Here is a 19,073-nt window from a genome sequence, read left to right as displayed (position 1 = left end):
AGGGATAGATAGATGGTTAAACGTTCGAAAAATTCACAGCACTTAGCAACTATTTCACTGGCAATCATGGGCATTGGTTTTCTTGTCACCATCCCCATGCAGCAATCTGTCTGGGGAACTATTCTACAAGGTGGTTTTGAATCTGGTGTAGTCGGAGGACTTGCCGACTGGTTTGCCGTAACAGCCTTATTCCGCCATCCATTAGGCATTCCTATTCCACATACTGCATTATTACCAAAAAACAGAAGCAGAATTACGGCGACCATCATTTCATTGATGGAAAATGATTGGCTGACAAAAGAAAGCATCCGAAAAAAAATAGCAGCCATTCCCATCACTGAAAAACTGATTTCATTGGCGGAAAATGAGCTTGAGACAGAAGCGGCCAGAACAAATATGACCAAGGGGATTCATTATTTGATCTCCAAAATTAATCTTGGAAAACTTGCTCCATTCATTGAAAAGGAACTGAAGCTAGTCCTTAATAAAGTGGATATTAGTCACTATCTTCCGCGGATCATAGATGAAATAACAAAAAGAAAATACGAAGAAAAAGCTCTCGATTATATTCTTAACGAAATTGATGAATGGGCACAAAAAGAAAGTACAAAGGAACAGCTCGGCAGAATGGCCGTTGATGCCATTGAAAATATTAAAGCGGATGGTTTTATGCAATTTGCCTTAAAATCATTTAGCAATCTTGTTAATGAAGAAAAGCTTGGCAATATTATTCAAAATCTGATCCAAAAAGGAATCAATAGCTTTCGAGACCCGTTTAATTTAAACAGAAGCACTTTACTGTTAGCCATTTACACTAAGCTCCAAAACATAAAAACGGATGAGAATTTCATTGCAGAACTTAATAAATTAAAAGAAAAACTGGTCTCTGAATGGGATGGTGAAGAGAAAGTCCTTAATATCCTTGAACAATTCAAGAAAAAAATGGAAGAGTTCGTTCAAGCTCCTGATTTTTTTGATATATATGTACTTCCCAATACAACAAATTTACTAAATGAATTTAAAGAAAATCCTGAAAAAATGGAACAGGCAGAAGGCTGGATCAAACTGCATATTTCAAGTTTCGTTGATAAGAATCATTCAAAAATCGGGAAACTGGTAGCAGAAAATTTAGAAAAGCTGGATGACAAAACCTTGATTGAAATGATTGAAACAAATGTTGGCAAGGACCTGCAATGGATTCGAGTCAATGGTGCAGTTTGCGGATTTTTAATCGGATTGGTCTTGGTCACCTTACGATCAATTTTTTAATAAAGCCTAGAGGCTGTCTTAAAAGGTCATACCCTTCCTGAGACAGCCTCATTTCAATTTTACAAATCTTGTCTAGTTCTTTTTCAAAAACCTCCTACATATTTACTACAGTAGTCATAATTTTTAATTAAAAAGGAGGCTATTGCATGGGGGTAAGGTTTATCAAAATCTCTGTCGTGTATTTTGTCATCGGGGTTTGCATTGGGATGTTTATGTCGATGACAGAAAAAATGGATTTAACACCCGTTCACGTCCATATTAATTTGCTTGGGTGGATGTCCATGGCCTTAGCGGGGCTAATTTATGTGGCGTTTCCAAAAGCAGCAGAAACCACTTTAGCAAAGGTTCACTTTTGGGTTCATAATATCAGCTTGCCGATTATGATGCTTGGGCTGGCGTTCTTTGTCTCAGGTGTAAAATCTGCCCTCCCTGCAATCGAAACTGGTGGAACATTAATGGTCTTGGGTATTATTATCTTTGCGGTGAATATCCTTAAAAACGTGAATAATAATTAAAATTGCTGAACTAATAATTCTATTTATCCCACACGATGAAAAACAAACTAATAATGCATATAAATTTGCACCGCATTTGCGGTGTTTTTTTGTACATAATAAGATTGTTAAACAATAAAATTAGGAGGACTTAAATGCAACAGGATCAACAAGCTAAAGAGACTCTCGGTTCTATTATGAAACCGGAATTTGCCGGAACTGATGCACAAAAAGTAAAACAAGAAATTCAAAAAGATGTAAGTGAAGGACAAGGAGCCATGACTTCCCGAGAAGCAGGAGCAATGCGAGATTAAAAAACCACTCAGCGTTGAGTGGTTTTTTTCTTCAATTCTTTACTAATAAATAAACAAATAACAACAACATAGACGTTCCCATTCTTTTTATTGTTTTTTCAATTCATTCACAATCTCATTAATGCGTTTTTCCACTTCATAAAGGTTCTGCTGCATCCGGTCACGCCGACTAGTCAACACTTGCAATTCCTGTTTTAATTCGTCTGTTTTGCTCATAATTTCCCCTCCGGATTATGTCATATCTTTAGTATGCTAGTTGTCGCCGACTTCAGACAAGGAAGAAAATGTCTGGAATATTGGCAGACATTCTTTTAGGAAAAGACTCATTTATGTGAATAAAGACACTCCTTCACAATCAAACTTTTGTTTAGAACCAATTTTATTCAATAATACCCGTTCCATTTATTTTACAAGCCACATTTACTTTAAATTTGAGTTGAGGGTAATAATGATCCCAATTCCTATGGTCAAAATTTTTCGAGTTGAATTTAAGACCTAATCCAATGGGGTCTAATTTTATTTTCTGTATATGATCTAAAAGTATATTGACATCTTGTTTCATTTTCTTTTCAGTTTCATCTTGTATTTTTTTTATTTGATCATTGGAAAGATTGATTTGATCGTCCATTTTTTCTTCTACAATTGCATTCAATTTAATAAAAAAAAGGGCTGAGAGCATGTTGTTTTTGTTAATTTTGAATCTGGCCTTTCCTTTTAATATATTTATTGCATAAGTACCATCTTTGGTCTTTATATTAAAACTTCCATTTTTAACACCCACAGTCAGGAGTCTATATAGCTCAGATTCATTAGGATTAAGCTTGGATTCCATTCTCTTTTTGTTAAAAAGGGCAATTGTATCAACTAGCATTTTTTTGTTTTTAACTTCCATTACAGGCATAGCGATGGTAATTCCTGTTTCTGTTTCCCTTCTATATGCATCAAAAAGTGTTAGTACTTTAACATATGGCGAATCCGTGCTGCTTTCTTCAAACATTGAAAATAGATAACTTCCTGCCACCCGTTCTACTCTTGGTTTGTACTGTAGGACCTGATAGGCTGTTGGAGCAGCAACACTTAAATACGCAGTCTTATGTATTTCGGGTCTCCTTACGAAATAATCTAATAAAGGACGAATATCCTCCCTTGCAACTTTTTCTCCAATCAGAATTGTTTTTGTATGCCCATAAAACAATTCTTTATCTGTCATCGATTTCATTCGATTTAGAGCTTCTGAAATAGAATTAGCATCAAAAGATAGCAAAGAAAAATCGGCTCCAATTGTAGCCGGGTCCCCCTTTGAAAGTGAAATCTTAAGGATCACTTTCATTTTTTTTCCCACTTTTTCAGACTTATCAATTCCTATGGCTGTAACAAATGAACGTTTATCAATATCCTTAAAGGAACATCCATTCATTAAAACCGGAAATAATACCAATAAAACAATGATTAATTTTCTACTTGCTTTTTTGAAGCAAAAAATAAAATGGACAGTAAAAATAGATCTAATATAATTCGAGAAATAAAAAAACAATTGAAAAGATTTAATAACATGAATTCGTCTGTAAATTGCTGAGTCATGATAGCTGACATCACCACGACAAATATGCCGATCCATTTTGAACGTCCTCCAACATTTTTTGTCATTAACTGAAGATACTGTAGTGACGAGTGATAGGATAATATTATATACATCAACGTTATGCCAATTTGGACTAAAATAAAAATGGTTACCATTCTTTCTAAAAAGAAGTAATCAAAGCGCATACTATCAACAGTTGTTACCCAAACATAGCTTAGCTTCCCTACTCCATTAAGTCCAAAGTATCCTATTGGAACGAAATAGGAGAAAAAAAGTAAGAAACAAATAATCCCCATAGCTATGAATAAATGTTTCTTACCAATCGAAAGAATATGTTCCCCATAAATAAAATAATTGGTGAATCCTGTGAAAACAAATAATCCAGAAGCAACCGAATTCATTTTTGGAAGATGCAGCAGGTATGTCCAAGATTGTTTAATGAAATCAACCATTACTAATTGATCTGTAAAAAACCTCAGTATTAAAAAAACATAGAAAGGTGTAGCCAATAAAACAATAAATTCAAGCAAATACAATATGGAATCCGTTTGAATCATCATTAAAAATACGATTAACAAGAGAAAAATATAAAATAAGATAATGGAGTTCGGGGATAAAAAATGGCTTACAATTTGTGTGTTGGAGATAAGAAATATAATTCCTGCAAACATTTGCAGAGTGAAATTTAAAAATAGAAAAGTATTCTGAAACCATTTAGGGAATAGCCTATTCATAATTTGTGCAATATTTTGTCTTGGGAACTTTTTTATTTGAGTTTGAAATAAAAAAATTAAAAACATCCCTATAATGGTTGATAAAGCTAAACTGAATAAACTACCATTATACCGATTTTTGTAAAGGGTTTGTGGGACAAAGGCAGTTACATTCACCAGTGCATTGATATAAAACAAATAAACGTAATAACGTTGTCCTAGCATTAAAATCCACCTACAATCAGTTCTTAGCAAATAGCTGCATGTACGGTTTACCTAGGCTACGTAAACTACATAGATATCCGATAAGAGCAAATGCTCCAATCAATACCCCTATAGTTCCAAATAAACTTCCTAGTACTATTAATGGATAGCGAATAAGTCGAATCGCTTGATGCATGGCATTAACCGGTATGACAAAAATAGAAATGGCAACAGAAGAAATGACAATAATCATCACATTTCCTATTAGTCCTGCTTGGGATGCGGTCTGACCGAGGATTAAGCCACCTACCGTTGTTGCAGATGGGCTAATTGTTCTAGGTAAACGAATACTAGCTTCACATAAAAATTCTACCATCAGCATCATAAAGATAATTTCGACGTAGGAAGGAAAAGGAACAGCTATTCTGCTTCCGGCAATGAGAAGAGCAAATTGTACTTTTAATATTTCAGGAGAATAAGAAATCACGGCGACGTATAAAGCGGGAATAAAAAGTGAAATCATAAGTGCTATGTATCGAATAGAAATAAGAAATTTTCCTACGGCAACTAATTCAACATGGTCATCCATAGATTCAAAAAAATCAAAGAAACAAGAAGGTCCCAGTAAAACCCATGATGATCCTTCGATAAGAAAGGCAACTTTCCCTTGAGACAGATTTGTTACGACTCTGTCGGGCCGCTCTGTTGTCATAAATAAAGGAAAAGGACACCACTTACTCTCCATCAATAATTTTTGCAGCTGACCCGCTGATTGTATTAAATCTACTTTTAAGTCTTTTAGTTTTTTATTCAAGTGTTGGAGTACTTTTTTATCACAAAGCTTTTCATCGTACAGTAAAATAATATTCGTCTTGGAATTTTGCCCTAATGTATAGTTTTTAGCCTTTAAGGTTTCTTCTCGATATCGATTGCGAATAATGTTTAATGAGATACTTATTTTTTCATTTAAGCTGTCTTTAGGACCTTGCAAAATACTTTCTTCTGTCGATTCAGTTACGGGGCGTGATTCAAAATTGGCCAGTTTAACAGCGTACATTTTATTGTTTTGTATGAGTATAATGCATCCGCTGAAAATTTTTTCCACTGCATCTTTTTCCTCTTTAATCATTGACCATTCTTCAAATGAGCGTATATATTCTTCATACACAAGATTTTCGTCTGTATCATAAAAAGGTGAAATGACATTAAAAGTAATTTTCTTTTCGTCGCAAAGTGACTTCAAATAAAAAAGAGTTATTTTTTGATTCCCCTTTTTAACTTCACGGTGAATAAAATCATGATTTTCTTTCAAGTCCTTAAGATCCATCAAAAGTCACCTCAGAAAAATTATCCCCTAAAATACAAATTAATACACACCAAACCAGAGTGCATCCCTTAGACTTCTAATAAAAAATGACTATCAGGTTAACATCCAATTTGATAGTCATTTTCCTATGTAATATTATTGTTTGCGATCGGCTGCCAAACCCGTTATGTCGACCCCCTCGCTTTTCCATTCCTGCTATTTTTGAACGTTCAACTCCTGTTTTGGCATGACATGCATATTCCTTGCAGTCACATGAGCAGTGACATAGTACTTGCCTTCTGATTGGAAAGTTTTATTGATTGAATAAATTCCCCTACCTTCATTTTTCGCTTTAAGCATCTCATGCTTGGCCTGCCCTGATTCCCATACTTCAAATTTTACTTCATCTGCATCAGATACTTTATCCTTTCCTTGGGTCACTATTGCCTCTATTTTTGCTGCTTTATTTATAGTTATAGTTTGGGGAACAGTTTTGACCGATACCTCTACCAATTTGGGTACGTCATCCGTGGTTCCGCTTTGATTTGAGCAGCCTGCAAGCACTCCGACTAACATAAACAATCCAACTAACAGCTTTTTCATTAGGGAACTCCTTTATCATTTTCGACATGCATTCTTCATGTAAAGCTTACCATTAAATGAAAAATTCAACAAAAAAAAGATGCTTCATAACTTAGCATCTTTTTAGAATTGCCTATAAACATACTGTTCCTTCGGTGCACTGGTTTTTGACCATTTTTCTACCGTTAAGTAGGGGATATTGGTATTAAAGGGTTGATAATAAATCGTTGAGATTTTTCCTTTTACTGTAATCCATTCATCATTTTTGAGTTTAACTCCATTAGGCATATCGACAAGCATCCCAAACACACCAGCATCCGCGATACAATGAATCACGCCAAAACGGAATATGAAAATTTGATTTTTATCTATCGTGGTATCTGGATCATTAAAGACAAATCCTTTAAATTCAATTTCTTTCCCTTCGTTTGGGTTATTGTCTTCAGGTCGTTTTAGTAGGCTCTTGGTTTGTTCAATACTAATCATTATATTTTCATCGTTTTTATCCATCATATATAATGCTGTAAAAATTGTTGGAACTTCCTTTGAATATCCTAATGAAACAAAATAGTTAAATTCCTATTCAAAATTGCTAGAGAAAGCGGCAAAAATAATAGGCCCACCTTTGGGCCTTTATTTTTTAAATGAATCTATTATTGTAAGCTGTTTCTGTAAACATAAGGGTCATTCGGTTTAGGAATGATTTTGTAGCTTGTTACTTTTAAAACAGGAATTTTAGTTTTCATTTGTGGATAATAGACTGTATCCATTGTTCCTGTTACTTGATACCATTGGTCATTAGGAATGTGTACGTTTTTCGGGAATTGAATCATCATTCCAAAGGCACCAGAGTCAGCGACACAATGAATAATCCCAAAGCGAAGTAAAAACAGTTGGTTAGCTTGTTCTCCTGGACCATTGTAAGTAAATCCTTTCATGGTAAGAGTTTTACCTGCAAAAGCCCCTGAAAAATTATACATTACTTCTAATCCGACTAAATAGTCCTGGTCTGTTAGAGTAATATTATTTTTTGGAATATATGAAGTTGATTCCTTTCTGACTAAATCTTGAAAATCATCTTGGTTCATGAATTTACTCATATCAGGATTTAGTACTTGATGATTCGCAAACTGATCGCTTGAATCCTCTAAGGTGGGAAAGGAAAATCCTTTGGCATCTACTAATTGGGAATCAAGAGTAGCTACGGGCAAAACTACGCCAGAGACAGCAGGTATTAACACCAATGTGTAAGCCAAGAATTTTTTTATCTTTTTTCCAGCAGGTTGTTTCTTCTTTTCGTGATCATGTGCATGATGGTGTTCATGGTCATGATGTTCGTGGTTACAATCACAATCATGATGTTCATCTTTCTTTTCATTGGAACTCCATAATTTAATTCCTTCGACAACAGTAAGTATGAATAAAATCACGATCATACTCGCAGATAAGAAGCTGTATTTCATATTTATATATTTTGAAATGTTTCCTGTGGCATGCAGCATAGCAAACAAGTTTGTAGTAAGTATTAAAATAAGGACTTTATACATCCTCCCACATCCTTTACAAAAGAAGTGAACCAATGAATACAAATGAAGAGATTAATGATACTAAAAGAAGAGCAAATTTTGCCTTAAAAGACCCAAAAATCATCAGAGTATTTTTAATATCAACCATATTGCCGAAGACCAAGAAAGATACGATTGAGGTTTGTGGAAAAAAATTACGGAAAGAAGCTGCTACAAAAGCGTCCGCTTCCGAACAAACAGATAAGATAAAAGCTAATGCCATCATTACCAAAACAGCAGTTACGTGCGTACCTCCAAGTGTTGTTAATATCCGTGTTGGTACATAAACTTGCATAGAAGACGCAATAATTGCACCCAAGACTACGTATTTTCCCATACTAAAAAATTCGTCAATGGTATGGTTAAGAACACTCATTAATTTTTGTCTAGTATTCTGGTGAGAATGGTCGTGAACATGTATTTCACTATTTTCTTTTAATGGATTGTCCTTTAAGACAAATGATAATACAAGACCGACTAAAATAGAAACACCGATGGCTAACCCTGCTCGGTACCCAACCATTGTCCAGCTATCTCCGAATGCAATAAATGTAGCAAATAAAACAATCGGATTGATAATTGGAGCAGATAGGAGAAAGGCAATTCCAGCATGAGGTGTCATACCCTTTCTAATCAACCTTGAAACAATTGGAACAATCCCACATTCACAACCAGGATATAATACTCCCATCAAACTAGCAGCTACAACAGATAAATATCTATTTTTTGGCATAATTCTAAGCAGTGTATTTTCAGAAACAAAAACTTCAATTAGTGCAGAAATAAAAGCCCCGACTACAATAAATGGGAATGCTTCAATAATAATACTTATAAAAATCGTATTTAACTGTAACAATCGATCCATGAAAGTCCCTCCTGTGATGAAACACAATTGGCTTATACAACATATAAGAAACCGTTTATGTTATGTTTTCATTTTCCATAAGTAGTAAACTCATAATGCCCTCATGGAAGTGAGGATACATGGTTGTACCACAATATTTATAAAGAAAACCTAGGCATGATCTTGGCGATCATTTCTTCGGTAACAAATATTTGAATGACTCCGGAAATCAGAACTCCTAATGTAACAAACGGCAATGCTTCGATTAGGATTGATATAAAGATGGTATTCATCTGCAAAAATGATTCAGGTAATGATATACCAAACATAGTAGTCCTCCTATTACTAACTCATGAAAACTACTATACTATCATATAAGTAATTCGTCCAACGTGAAAAACTGGCATAAAAGAAGCAACCGAAATGGTTGCTTTTAAGGATGGAGAGCCTCTTTTCTGATTCTTGCCATTTCTTCAGGTGATTTTATGAAGTCATACTGATAGATGGCACTCTCCCAGTCACCGTACATAGGGTTGGGAAAGACAATTAATTTTTTGCCGAACTCATCTTTTTGCTTTGCAGCCGCTTCATTTCGTTTCGAGGTTGACAATCCATCAAATCCACTAAAATCTCCCAAGTTATCACCAAACAACAAAACAATTTCATGCGATTGCGCCACTTGTTTTCGACGTGTCTCTTTCCCTATTTCTCCTCGCTGTTTTAAAAGGACATGCTCTGCAGTGGCTTGCGGGGCACCGACATTTTGTAAATTTTTGATTGTCGCCTCTTTATAACCCTCACCACGGTTTGATATGTAATAAATGGCAACCCCTTTTGAATCCGCATACTTTAAGAACTCGACGGCTCCTGGTAGAGGTGCGGCCTCAGCTTTATTGATCCACTCTTTCCAGCTTATTTTCTTTCCTGTTAGGACACTGCTCGCATATTTTGGACTGTTATCGAGAATGGTTTCATCGATATCCAGCACAACTGCCGGCTTAAAGTTTTTATCGTTTTGTTTCGTGGTGAGCACTTCCGCCAACCTCAGTTTGCCAATATTATAGCCTTGATAATACAGAGCCTTTGCTTCCCCTGCATTTTGGTACCATAAGACGGACATCGTATTTTGCTCTTGGAGTGCAGCCTGCGGACTCATGCTATTTTGCGCCTTGCAAGTAACAACGAGCAATGGAAAAGATATGACGGCAACCGTTAGGAATACAGCAATTTTTTTCACATACTAACCTCCTCGGGGTTAGTATGTGAAAAATTCCAATACTTATCAATTGAAAAAAAATGAGGTCACCCCATGCAACTGGGACGACCTCAAATGGATTAACTGACCTGCTTTTTGGAAGTATTCCGCTTAACTGGCTTTTTATTCAGCCCGGTAACGTAGTACAAAGCAATTAACATAATGATGAATGCTGGTCCAACGATGACCGCGATTCTTTGATCCGGGTTAATCGCCATCACGACAAGAACAAGTACCAAGAAAGCAAGTGAAATATAAGAAGACAATGGATACAATGGCAATTTATATTTTAGATTTTTTCTTTGGTCAGGAGTCATATTTTTACGGTGACGCAGCTGTGCCACTAAAATAACGCCCCAAGTCCAAATTGCCGTAAAGGTTCCGATACTGGTAACCATCGTAAATACCTTTGCAGGTAAGAAATAGTTTAACACAACTCCAATTATTAATACGACCGCTGAAGCAATAATCGCAAGACCTGGTACACCGGACTTTGAAACCTTGCTTAAGCCCTTAGGTGCCTCACCATGCAAGGCTAAATCAAACAGCATACGTCCTGTACTGAAAATACCGCTATTACAGGAAGATAGTGCAGCTGTTAAAACAACAAAGTTAATGATTCCTGCTGCTCCATGAATCCCAACTTGGCTGAAGGTTAAAACAAACGGGCTTCCCTTTGTGCCGATCTCTTGCCAAGGATAGATGGACATAATAACAAATAATGCACCAACATAGAAAAGAAGAATACGGTAGAATACGGAATCAACAGCTCTGGCAAGCGTTTTTTCCGGATTTTTTACTTCTCCTGCCGTAACCCCGATCATTTCAATACCTAGGTAGGCAAACATAACCATTTGCAATGCCATTAAGACACCTTTGATGCCATGCGGGAAAATTCCGCCATGATTCCATAAATTACTAATACCGGTTGCAACTCCGCCATTTCCAAGTCCAAAAATGATCGTACCTAACCCAACAACAATCATCGCACAAATGGTCACAATTTTAATTAGGGCAAACCAGAATTCTAATTCACCGTATAATTTTACAGCTAGGAAATTCACCGTCGTCATAATAATCAGTGCAGCAAGCGCCCACGCCCAGCCGGCACTGCCTGGGAACCAATATTGCATATAAACGCCGACAGCTGTAATTTCTGCCATACAGGTAACAACCCATAAAAACCAATAGTTCCAGCCGGTTAAAAATCCTGCCAATGGACTGATATACTCGCGTGCATATGTGCTGAAAGAACCGGCAACAGGCTTATGAATCGCCATTTCTCCAAGTGCTCTCATGATAAAAAACATAATGATCCCGGCAATACCGTAACCAACTATAATTCCCGGGCCCGCCATTTTAATGGCTGTTGCAGAACCTAGAAATAATCCTACGCCAATCGCAGCACCTAGAGACATTAAATTAATATGCCTCTCTTCCAATCCGCGATGAAGTTCTTTTTGTTGACTCATATATTAATCTCCCCCTGATTAATAATTTTTTTCACACCTACATACTGTCCACTTGATGTCACGACTATTAAAGTCTTCATGATGGGGAATTAACTTTATTTATATAGTAATAATATTATTCAAATCTGTCTAGTGAATAAACTAATAATTCGAATAAGAGTGCATTTTTTAATATTTTTACCAGGATGATAGCGTAAGCGTATACAATTTGAATTTTCGAAAAAATCATCTTGCAGTGCTTTAATGATAAGGAATAAGTAGAAAATTGATGAAGAAAACCAGATGAATATGCCTCTGAAAAATTCGTTTACAGGTATGAATTTTGTTGTAATCATCACTTCCCTTTTGAATATTGGTAACGCTTTCAAGTTACAATATTCTTATATTTTCAAATACCTAAAATTATTTTAACATTTTTACTTTTAAATTCTTTTGTTAAAAAAACAGAAATTTATGGTATCTTTTTGTATATATACACAAAAAGATAAAAAGCAGACATTCTCATGATTTGGAGTGAAACTCATGACCCCCATACTAAATGATCCTTTTAAAGCTGACTTTGAAAGCTTAGATGAGTTTGCTGACATTGTAAGTCAAGTTCTGCAATGTCCAATCACGATTGAGGATGTAAACCATCGGCTTCTTGCTTATAGCACACATGACGAAAGAACGGATCCTGCCAGAATATCTACCATTATTGGAAGAAGGGTTCCTGAAAAGGTCATCAATCAATTATGGAAAGAAGGAACAATCCCAGCTTTACTAAAAACAAATCAACCTATTCGTGTAGAAAGTGTCGATGAAATTGGCCTTAGTAATCGGGTTGCGATTTCAATCTGGAAACAAGATGAGGTGTTGGGATTTATTTGGGCTTTAGAGATTGATAAGTCCTTATCTGAACAAGATCTTCTTCTCTTAAAAAAAGCTGCAGACGCAGCAAAAAATAAACTGCTGCAGCTGCAAACAAGAAAAAATAAAAAAGAAGAGCGGTTTCAGGAATTCTTTTGGAGGCTTTTAACCGGTCATCTGCAAAAGAAGGAAGAAATAATCGAGCACTTTCATTTGTTGAAAATTACCCCTTCTTCCACATTTGCTGTTCTTGTCTTTCAGTTTCAGGAAAATATCTCTAATAAGGTAGAACAAAACATATCCTATCTATTAAAAACAAGTCAGCGATTAAAAATATTGCTCTATACCATCGATTGTAATCAGCTAATTTTACTCGTTGCAGGCAGTAATATTGATAGCTCTTTAAATGAGCTGGATCATTTTGCGCAAAACTTCATCTTGAAAATGAAGGATCGCTACAAAATTGACAAGATAAGTCCCGTTTTTAGCGGCTTTTATGAGGATTATGAAAAAATCGGCGAGGCCTACCAGGAAACATTGACAGTCTTATCGATTAAAGAAAGGTATCCTCTAGAGACAAAGGAAATATTCAATTATCAAAAACTAGGAATTTACCAATTTTTAGATATTATTATTGAAAAAAGAAAAAAAGAAAATTATCTTAACCGTTCCTTAATGAAGCTCCACAACTATGATGAAAAACATAATAGTAATTTAGTCGAAACACTCGAAGTCTACCTTAATAATGATAACAATATTAATGATACAGCCAAACACCTGAATGTTCATGCCAATACTTTAAACTACCGATTAAAGCGTATTACGGAGATTGGTGATATTAATCTGAAGGATCCCAATCAAAAAATGCTGTTATACTTGGATTTAAAACTTGAAAAATATCCCACCCTTTGAGCTATTTCCTCCCCACTTTGTGAAAATCACCAAAAAAGAGATAAATCTTTCTCCTTTCTTCACAAAGAAAATTAGAGATAAACAATCTATACTTGATTCATAACCACAAATTATTTTTTAGTATAGGGGAGGAATTAGTACTATGATTATCGGAGTACCTAAAGAAATTAAAAATAATGAAAATCGTGTTGCCCTTACACCAGCTGGAGTCGTTTCATTCTTAAATGCAGGCCATACTGTATTAGTTGAAAAAGATGCTGGTCTTGGAAGCGGTTTCACTAATGAAGATTATGCTAAAGCCGGTGCTGAAATCATTGAAAGCGCTGCACAAGTTTGGGAAAAATCTGATATGATCATGAAAGTAAAAGAACCTCTTTCTAGTGAATATACTTATTTCCGTCCAGGCTTAATTCTATTTACTTATTTACACTTAGCTGCTGAGCCATCCTTAGCGCAAGCTCTTAAAGATAAAGGCGTTATTGCAATTGCCTACGAAACAGTTCAAGTTAACAGACAGCTTCCACTTTTAACTCCAATGAGTGAAGTTGCAGGTCGTATGGCTGCACAAATCGGAGCGCAATTCCTTCAAAAATTCAACGGCGGTCAAGGAATCCTTCTTGCAGGCGTTCCAGGTGTAAGCCGCGGTAAAGTTACCATCATCGGCGGTGGTATCGTAGGTACTAACGCAGCTAAAATGGCTATCGGTTTAGGTGCTAATGTTACCATCATTGACTTAAGCGCAGAACGTCTAGCACAATTAGATGATATCTTCGGAAATCAAGTAACAACATTAATGTCAAATCCTTTCAACATCGCAGAAGCTGTTAAAGAAGCAGATCTTCTAATCGGTGCAGTATTAATTCCAGGTGCAAAAGCTCCTAAGCTTGTAACGGAAGAAATGGTTAAATCCATGAAGCCAGGTTCTGTAATCGTAGACGTTGCAATTGACCAAGGCGGTATTGTTGAAACTAGCGATCACGTTACAACTCATGATAACCCAACATTCGTTAAGCATGGCGTAGTTCACTACTCTGTTGCGAACATGCCTGGTGCGGTTCCTAGAACTTCTACAATCGCTTTAACAAACGTGACAGTTCCATATGCATTGCAAATTGCTAATAAAGGTGTTCAAAAAGCCGTTTTAGAAAATAATGCATTGAAACTTGGCTTAAACGTTGCAAACGGCGAAATCACTTACGAAGCAGTTGCAAAAGACCTTGGCTATGATTATGTAACAGCTGAAAATGCTTTGGAAAAAGAATTAGCTCTATAATTAAATTGTTCATTCCATATAAAATCCCCTCAAGAATTTTCTTGTGGGGATTTTTTTAAAAGGAGGCCAGAGATCATGAACGTAAAAAGTTTCCGGGATACATGGGCAGAGGTTTCATTAGATGCTATTCAATATAATTTTTCTCAATTTCTCCAGTTTGTTGGGTTAAGAACCAAAACCATGGCAGTTGTGAAAGCAGATGGATATGGTCATGGATCGATTGAGGTGGCAAGAGCAGCGTGTCAAGCCGGTGCGGATTATTTGGCAGTCGCGTTGTTAGATGAAGCCATCATATTAAGGGATGCTGGGATTACAGAACCTATCCTTATCCTGGGATATACCCCTCCCCGCTCCGTGAAAGAAGCAATTTTACATAATATCACGCTAACGATTTTTGATGATGTAGTATTGGATGAAATCATAGAACAATCTGCTATTTTACGAAAAATAGCTTCCATCCATATTAAGATTGATACCGGCATGTCCCGAATAGGTGTGCAGACTCGAGAAGATGCATTCGCTCTTGCTCAAAAGGCACTCGAAGCACCCTATTTATATTTAGAAGGGATCTTTACTCATTTTGCCAGCGCCGATAGTCCGGACTCTTCCTATACCCAATCACAATTTAATCAATTTCTAAACATATTAGATTTTTTGGCGGAAAATCATGTCGATATCCCTCTTAAGCACTGCTGCAATAGTGCGGCAACTATGAAATATCCGGAAATGCACTTGGACATGGTCCGAATCGGCATTGCGCTTTATGGGCTGTATCCGGATTCTTCCTTAAAAACTCACCCCATTGTACTTCGTCAGGCGATGAGTTTAAAAACGAAAATAGCTCATATGAAACAGGTCCCTGCCAGACAGCCGGTCAGCTATGGCTGCACATATTCAACTGAACATGAAAGTTTGATTGCCACCTTGCCTATTGGATATGCCGATGGCCTCTCCCGACTGCTCTCGAACCGTGGAATGGTTTTAGTGCATGGACAAAGGGCTCATATTGCCGGCAGAGTTTGTATGGACCAAACGATGATTGATGTAACGGATATTTCAGGGTGTGCTGTTGGGGATGTGGTGACCTTCTTTGGCGATGACCATTCTGTTGACCATCTAGCTGAGATAATGGGTACGATTAATTACGAGGTTATTTGCTTAATTGGGAAAAGAGTACCAAGGCTGTATATTGAAAAGACTGAAGAATTCGAACTTACGGATAAGTTCGAGTTAAGTTTAGTGGAAAATAACTAAAGAATGATTAATATGGCTAATGAGAACGATAAAAGTAAAATGAACATTTGCAGGAGTGAAGCATATGCAAAGAGTTTTTTTACTTTTCTTCGTTCTTTTATTTTTTTCTCAAAATCAGGTATTGGCAAGTGAGCCAATCCGCGGCATTTATGTAAAGGCTGAAAACACAAACGGGGCAAAGTTTCAAAAATTGCTTTCGCTCGTTAACCAAACGGAATTAAATGCGATGGTGATTGATATAAAGGATGACCATGGAAATTTAACGTTCCTTCCTCTTATAACCTCACCATATTATGATGTCTCCCGTCCTTATATTCAAGAGCCAGAGAAGCTGATGCACACATTGAAAACCAATCATATTTATCCGATTGCAAGAATTGTTGTTTTTAAAGATAGTGTTTTAGCCAATAAACAGCCAAACCTCTCCTTTAACACAACAAAGGGAATTTGGAAGAACTCGCGTGGGGATTCTTTCACGAACCCGTTTTTAAAGAAGGTTTGGGATTATAATATTGGCATGGCGAAAGAGGCAGCTGCTTTGGGTTTTAAGGAAATCCAATTCGATTATGTCCGCTTTCCGGAAAAATTTGAAACCTTTGAGCACCAGTTAACCTATGAAAAAGGAGCATTTCAATCGCAGAAAGATAAGTCCAGAATTGCCACTGTATCTGCGTTTGTTAAATATGCCTCCGAGCAGCTCAAGCCATACAAGGTAAAGGTTTCAGTAGATGTATTTGGCAATGCTACGGTGATCCCGGAAGCCACTGGAATTGGACAAAACTTCTCAAAAATCGCTGAAAGTGTAGATGTCATTTCCGCAATGATTTACCCAAGCCATTGGACCGGTATTTTTGGCATCCGTAAACCGGATTTAGAGCCCTATCGGCTCGTAAAAGAATATGCCCGAGTGGAGTCCGCCCGGTTAAGCCAATTAAAGCATCCTCCAATCTCCCGGCCATGGCTACAAGATTTTACTGCCGGCTGGCTTGGAAAAGGAAATTATAAGGTGTATGGAAAAAAAGAAATAGAAGACCAAATCCGCGGTCTTCAAGCACAGGGAATTCATGAATTTCTACTCTGGAACGCCAGCAACACCTACACGCCAAATGTTGACTATACACCATGGGGTCAGTCCCCCAATGGAGTAAAGCGTTAACGTAGCGGGGGTCTGACCCCTCAACTTAAATACTCCGAGAGGCCATGGAATAGGAAGTAAAAGATGATTCCGCTTAGGAATGCGATTGGGATTTTTTTGTCTTGTATTTTATTGGTTGATGGTAGCAGTGCGGTTCCTCCTAGATAGAGAAAAATACCCGCTGTTATGGCAATTGGTACGGCAATAAATTGTTCGCTTATTTCGGTGTAATGGGCTAATAAAATGGACACTCCTGCTCCCAGCCACATACATATTCCTTGCGCAATTAGATGAATCGTCGTCTTTTTTCGATCTCGAGAAATGGCAAGGACGGACGAAGAGTAGGAGAGTCCTTCTGGGATTTTATGAAATATTAATGCGAAGGAAACAACGATTCCTAAATTTACACTGATCGCATAGCTTACCCCGAGCGATAATCCTTCGAAGAAGTTATGCAGGGACATGCCGACTGATAATCCAATCATGGAGCTGCTTTCTTTATCCTTTTTCCAAATACTTGAAACAAAAGTGATGAAGTACATAATAATAAAACCCAGCAAAATATAAATACTGCTATTCTTTAATTCCTCTTGCGTATCCGGAATTAAATCAAGAATGGCAATGGCCAAAAGCAGCCCGGCACTCCAAGCCGTTAAGGCGAGAACACTCGTTTGTGACCAGTTTGCTTTTATTAGAATAATCATACCGCCAAGTATATAGGCAATAGATGAAATGAGCACTACAAGAAAAAGAATACTATTCATCGACATTCCCCCATATTTAGTCCATTTGTTGATATGGTATGAGGAGACCTTTACCATTAGAATGATGAAAACTAATATTTATAACATATAAAATTCCCATGCATCTCTGAAATATTGGATTAATGTTTCATTTTTTCGCCTCCCTCTATTAAAAATGTTATAATAATGTTTATATGGAACTAATTATGAAAAGGGGGATGTATTATGCTTATTTCCCACAATGGAAATCAACCGCGTATTCATGAAAGCGTTTTTATCGCACCTGGGGCGTATTTAATTGGGGATGTAAAGGTAGGAAAGAACTCAACCATTTGGTTTAATGCTGTTCTGCGCGCAGATGAAGACTCTATCACAATCGGAGATAAATGCAGCATTCAAGATAACTCTACGATCCACCTATTCGAAGGCTCCCCGGTAGTCATTGAAGATGAAGTGACAGTAGGACATAATGTTATTCTGCATGGCTGTAGAATCGGAAAACGTTCAATTATTGGGATGGGCTCTACTATTCTAGATGGAGTCGAAATCGGTGAAGAATGTATTATTGGTGCCAATACACTCATTCCATCCGGAAAGAAGATTCCTCCCCGTTCCCTTGTTATGGGATCGCCTGGAAAAGTAGTACGTGAAATCCAAGATAAAGATCTGGAGTTAATTCAACTATCCATCGATACGTATGTACAAAAAGGATATGAATTTAAGGAAATTCTTGATAAATAAAAAAATCCTGGGAGCATGACTCCCAGGATTTTTCACTGATTAATGGATGATTCTGAATTAGGCTTATCCCTTGACTGTTTATGGCCCTAAAAAAAGGATGAATCTTCCATAAAGAGTTCTACTACTCTATAATCATCACGGAAGAAACAACACTTGCCGCCTTCTTTTCGTTTTGAAATAAGTCTGCAAGAACATAAGCGACCTTTCTTCCCATCCTTTCAACCCTGGCTGCAACCGTCACCTCTCCCATGAGGACAGGTCTATGAAAAGTCGTGTGCAAATCGATTGAGGTAAAGCTTTGTTCACCACTTAATTTAGTAGCCATTGCGTACGCCATCATAATATCAGCGGCAGATGAAACGAATCCCCCCATGGCCACACCTATTCCATTCATGAACTTTTCATCCACTTTCCAAATCCCGCGCGCCATTCCATCATGAGCATCAGTCACTTCAATTTGTAATGTTATATCACATTGGGGAGGATGTTCCTCATGCGCAATAACCTTCAAAAGGTCCACACCTTTTTTTATTCCTGCCAAAATAAATCCTCCTTTCGTTGTTAGT

19 protein-coding genes and 2 pseudogenes are annotated in these 19,073 nt (G+C 36.9%); 8 read left to right on the top strand and 13 right to left on the bottom strand.

Features of this window, described 5'->3' with window-relative positions; all coding sequences use genetic code 11:
• Positions 1 to 12: 12 nt before the first annotated feature.
• The 3 genes from ACZ5XR_RS04705 (at position 13) to ACZ5XR_RS04695 (ending at position 2,077) form a co-directional block, all read left to right on the top strand.
• Complete coding sequence (locus ACZ5XR_RS04705; protein ID WP_464500519.1) at positions 13 to 1,269, top strand: DUF445 domain-containing protein; 1,257 nt, start codon at positions 13 to 15, stop codon at positions 1,267 to 1,269.
• A 146-nt stretch (positions 1,270 to 1,415) separates the two neighbouring features.
• Entirely contained in the window at positions 1,416 to 1,784 is a 369-nt protein-coding gene (locus ACZ5XR_RS04700) for a cytochrome-c oxidase (RefSeq protein WP_464500518.1), read from the top strand.
• Between the two features lie 134 nt (positions 1,785 to 1,918).
• Entirely contained in the window at positions 1,919 to 2,077 is a 159-nt protein-coding gene (locus ACZ5XR_RS04695; protein WP_464500517.1) for a hypothetical protein, read from the top strand.
• 87 nt (positions 2,078 to 2,164) lie between these two features.
• On the opposite strand, the gene ACZ5XR_RS04690 is transcribed toward ACZ5XR_RS04695, so the two are convergent.
• The 11 genes and pseudogenes from ACZ5XR_RS04690 to ACZ5XR_RS04640 form a co-directional block, all read right to left on the bottom strand.
• Complete coding sequence (locus tag ACZ5XR_RS04690) at positions 2,165 to 2,293, bottom strand: hypothetical protein (protein WP_464500516.1); 129 nt, start codon at positions 2,291 to 2,293, stop codon at positions 2,165 to 2,167.
• A 163-nt stretch (positions 2,294 to 2,456) separates the two neighbouring features.
• Entirely contained in the window at positions 2,457 to 3,494 is a 1,038-nt protein-coding gene (locus ACZ5XR_RS04685; RefSeq protein WP_464502223.1) for a Ger(x)C family spore germination protein, read from the bottom strand.
• Positions 3,495 to 3,526: 32 nt separating this feature from the next.
• On the bottom strand, positions 3,527 to 4,597 hold the full coding sequence (locus ACZ5XR_RS04680) for a hypothetical protein (RefSeq protein ID WP_464500515.1): 1,071 nt from the start codon (positions 4,595 to 4,597) through the stop codon (positions 3,527 to 3,529).
• A gap of 16 nt (positions 4,598 to 4,613) precedes the next feature.
• Positions 4,614 to 5,903: a spore germination protein gene (locus ACZ5XR_RS04675; protein ID WP_464500514.1), complete on the bottom strand. Its 1,290-nt coding sequence runs from the start codon at positions 5,901 to 5,903 to the stop codon at positions 4,614 to 4,616.
• 195 nt (positions 5,904 to 6,098) lie between these two features.
• A complete protein-coding gene (locus ACZ5XR_RS04670; RefSeq protein WP_464500513.1) occupies positions 6,099 to 6,485 on the bottom strand; it encodes a FixH family protein in 387 nt (128 codons plus the stop codon).
• Positions 6,486 to 6,587: 102 nt separating this feature from the next.
• Positions 6,588 to 6,977, bottom strand: a pseudogene (locus ACZ5XR_RS04665) (TIGR03943 family putative permease subunit); the annotation flags it as partial.
• Positions 6,978 to 7,117: 140 nt separating this feature from the next.
• A complete protein-coding gene (locus tag ACZ5XR_RS04660) occupies positions 7,118 to 8,011 on the bottom strand; it encodes a TIGR03943 family putative permease subunit (RefSeq protein WP_464500512.1) in 894 nt (297 codons plus the stop codon).
• 13 nt (positions 8,012 to 8,024) lie between these two features.
• Positions 8,025 to 8,894, bottom strand: a complete 870-nt coding sequence (locus ACZ5XR_RS04655) for a permease (RefSeq protein WP_464500511.1) — start codon at positions 8,892 to 8,894, stop codon at positions 8,025 to 8,027.
• Between the two features lie 149 nt (positions 8,895 to 9,043).
• Positions 9,044 to 9,202: pseudogene (locus tag ACZ5XR_RS04650) on the bottom strand (permease); the annotation flags it as partial.
• 104 nt (positions 9,203 to 9,306) lie between these two features.
• Positions 9,307 to 10,110: a 5'-nucleotidase, lipoprotein e(P4) family gene (locus ACZ5XR_RS04645; protein ID WP_464500510.1), complete on the bottom strand. Its 804-nt coding sequence runs from the start codon at positions 10,108 to 10,110 to the stop codon at positions 9,307 to 9,309.
• A 98-nt stretch (positions 10,111 to 10,208) separates the two neighbouring features.
• The gene (locus ACZ5XR_RS04640; protein WP_464500509.1) at positions 10,209 to 11,600 is read right to left on the bottom strand and encodes an amino acid permease; all 1,392 of its coding nucleotides are present in this window, start codon (positions 11,598 to 11,600) and stop codon (positions 10,209 to 10,211) included.
• A 522-nt stretch (positions 11,601 to 12,122) separates the two neighbouring features.
• Here ACZ5XR_RS04640 and ACZ5XR_RS04635 point away from each other — a divergent pair.
• The 4 genes from ACZ5XR_RS04635 to ACZ5XR_RS04620 all read left to right on the top strand — a co-directional run bounded on the left by ACZ5XR_RS04635 (position 12,123) and on the right by ACZ5XR_RS04620 (position 17,044).
• Complete coding sequence (locus ACZ5XR_RS04635) at positions 12,123 to 13,361, top strand: PucR family transcriptional regulator (protein WP_464500508.1); 1,239 nt, start codon at positions 12,123 to 12,125, stop codon at positions 13,359 to 13,361.
• A 142-nt stretch (positions 13,362 to 13,503) separates the two neighbouring features.
• On the top strand, positions 13,504 to 14,634 hold the full coding sequence (ald, locus tag ACZ5XR_RS04630; RefSeq protein WP_464500507.1) for an alanine dehydrogenase: 1,131 nt from the start codon (positions 13,504 to 13,506) through the stop codon (positions 14,632 to 14,634).
• Positions 14,635 to 14,709: 75 nt separating this feature from the next.
• Positions 14,710 to 15,888 carry an alanine racemase gene (gene alr / locus ACZ5XR_RS04625; RefSeq protein WP_464500506.1) on the top strand — a complete coding sequence of 393 codons (1,179 nt, stop codon included), beginning with the start codon at positions 14,710 to 14,712 and terminating at the stop codon, positions 15,886 to 15,888.
• 64 nt (positions 15,889 to 15,952) lie between these two features.
• Positions 15,953 to 17,044: a putative glycoside hydrolase gene (locus ACZ5XR_RS04620; protein ID WP_464500505.1), complete on the top strand. Its 1,092-nt coding sequence runs from the start codon at positions 15,953 to 15,955 to the stop codon at positions 17,042 to 17,044.
• 20 nt (positions 17,045 to 17,064) lie between these two features.
• On the opposite strand, the gene ACZ5XR_RS04615 is transcribed toward ACZ5XR_RS04620, so the two are convergent.
• Entirely contained in the window at positions 17,065 to 17,787 is a 723-nt protein-coding gene (locus tag ACZ5XR_RS04615; protein WP_464500504.1) for a ZIP family metal transporter, read from the bottom strand.
• A gap of 204 nt (positions 17,788 to 17,991) precedes the next feature.
• On the opposite strand from ACZ5XR_RS04615, the gene ACZ5XR_RS04610 reads away from it, so the two are divergent.
• On the top strand, positions 17,992 to 18,507 hold the full coding sequence (locus tag ACZ5XR_RS04610) for a gamma carbonic anhydrase family protein (protein WP_464500503.1): 516 nt from the start codon (positions 17,992 to 17,994) through the stop codon (positions 18,505 to 18,507).
• A 121-nt stretch (positions 18,508 to 18,628) separates the two neighbouring features.
• Here ACZ5XR_RS04610 and ACZ5XR_RS04605 read toward each other — a convergent pair whose 3' ends face one another.
• Positions 18,629 to 19,048 (bottom strand): PaaI family thioesterase, encoded by a 420-nt coding sequence (locus ACZ5XR_RS04605; protein WP_464500502.1) that lies wholly within the window; start codon positions 19,046 to 19,048, stop codon positions 18,629 to 18,631.
• Positions 19,049 to 19,073 lie beyond the last annotated feature (25 nt).

The sequence above is a fragment of the Neobacillus sp. Fa239 genome (assembly GCF_055395235.1).
The sequence above is the reverse complement of the archived record's forward strand: the minus strand, read 5'-3'. Positions and strand labels throughout refer to the sequence as shown.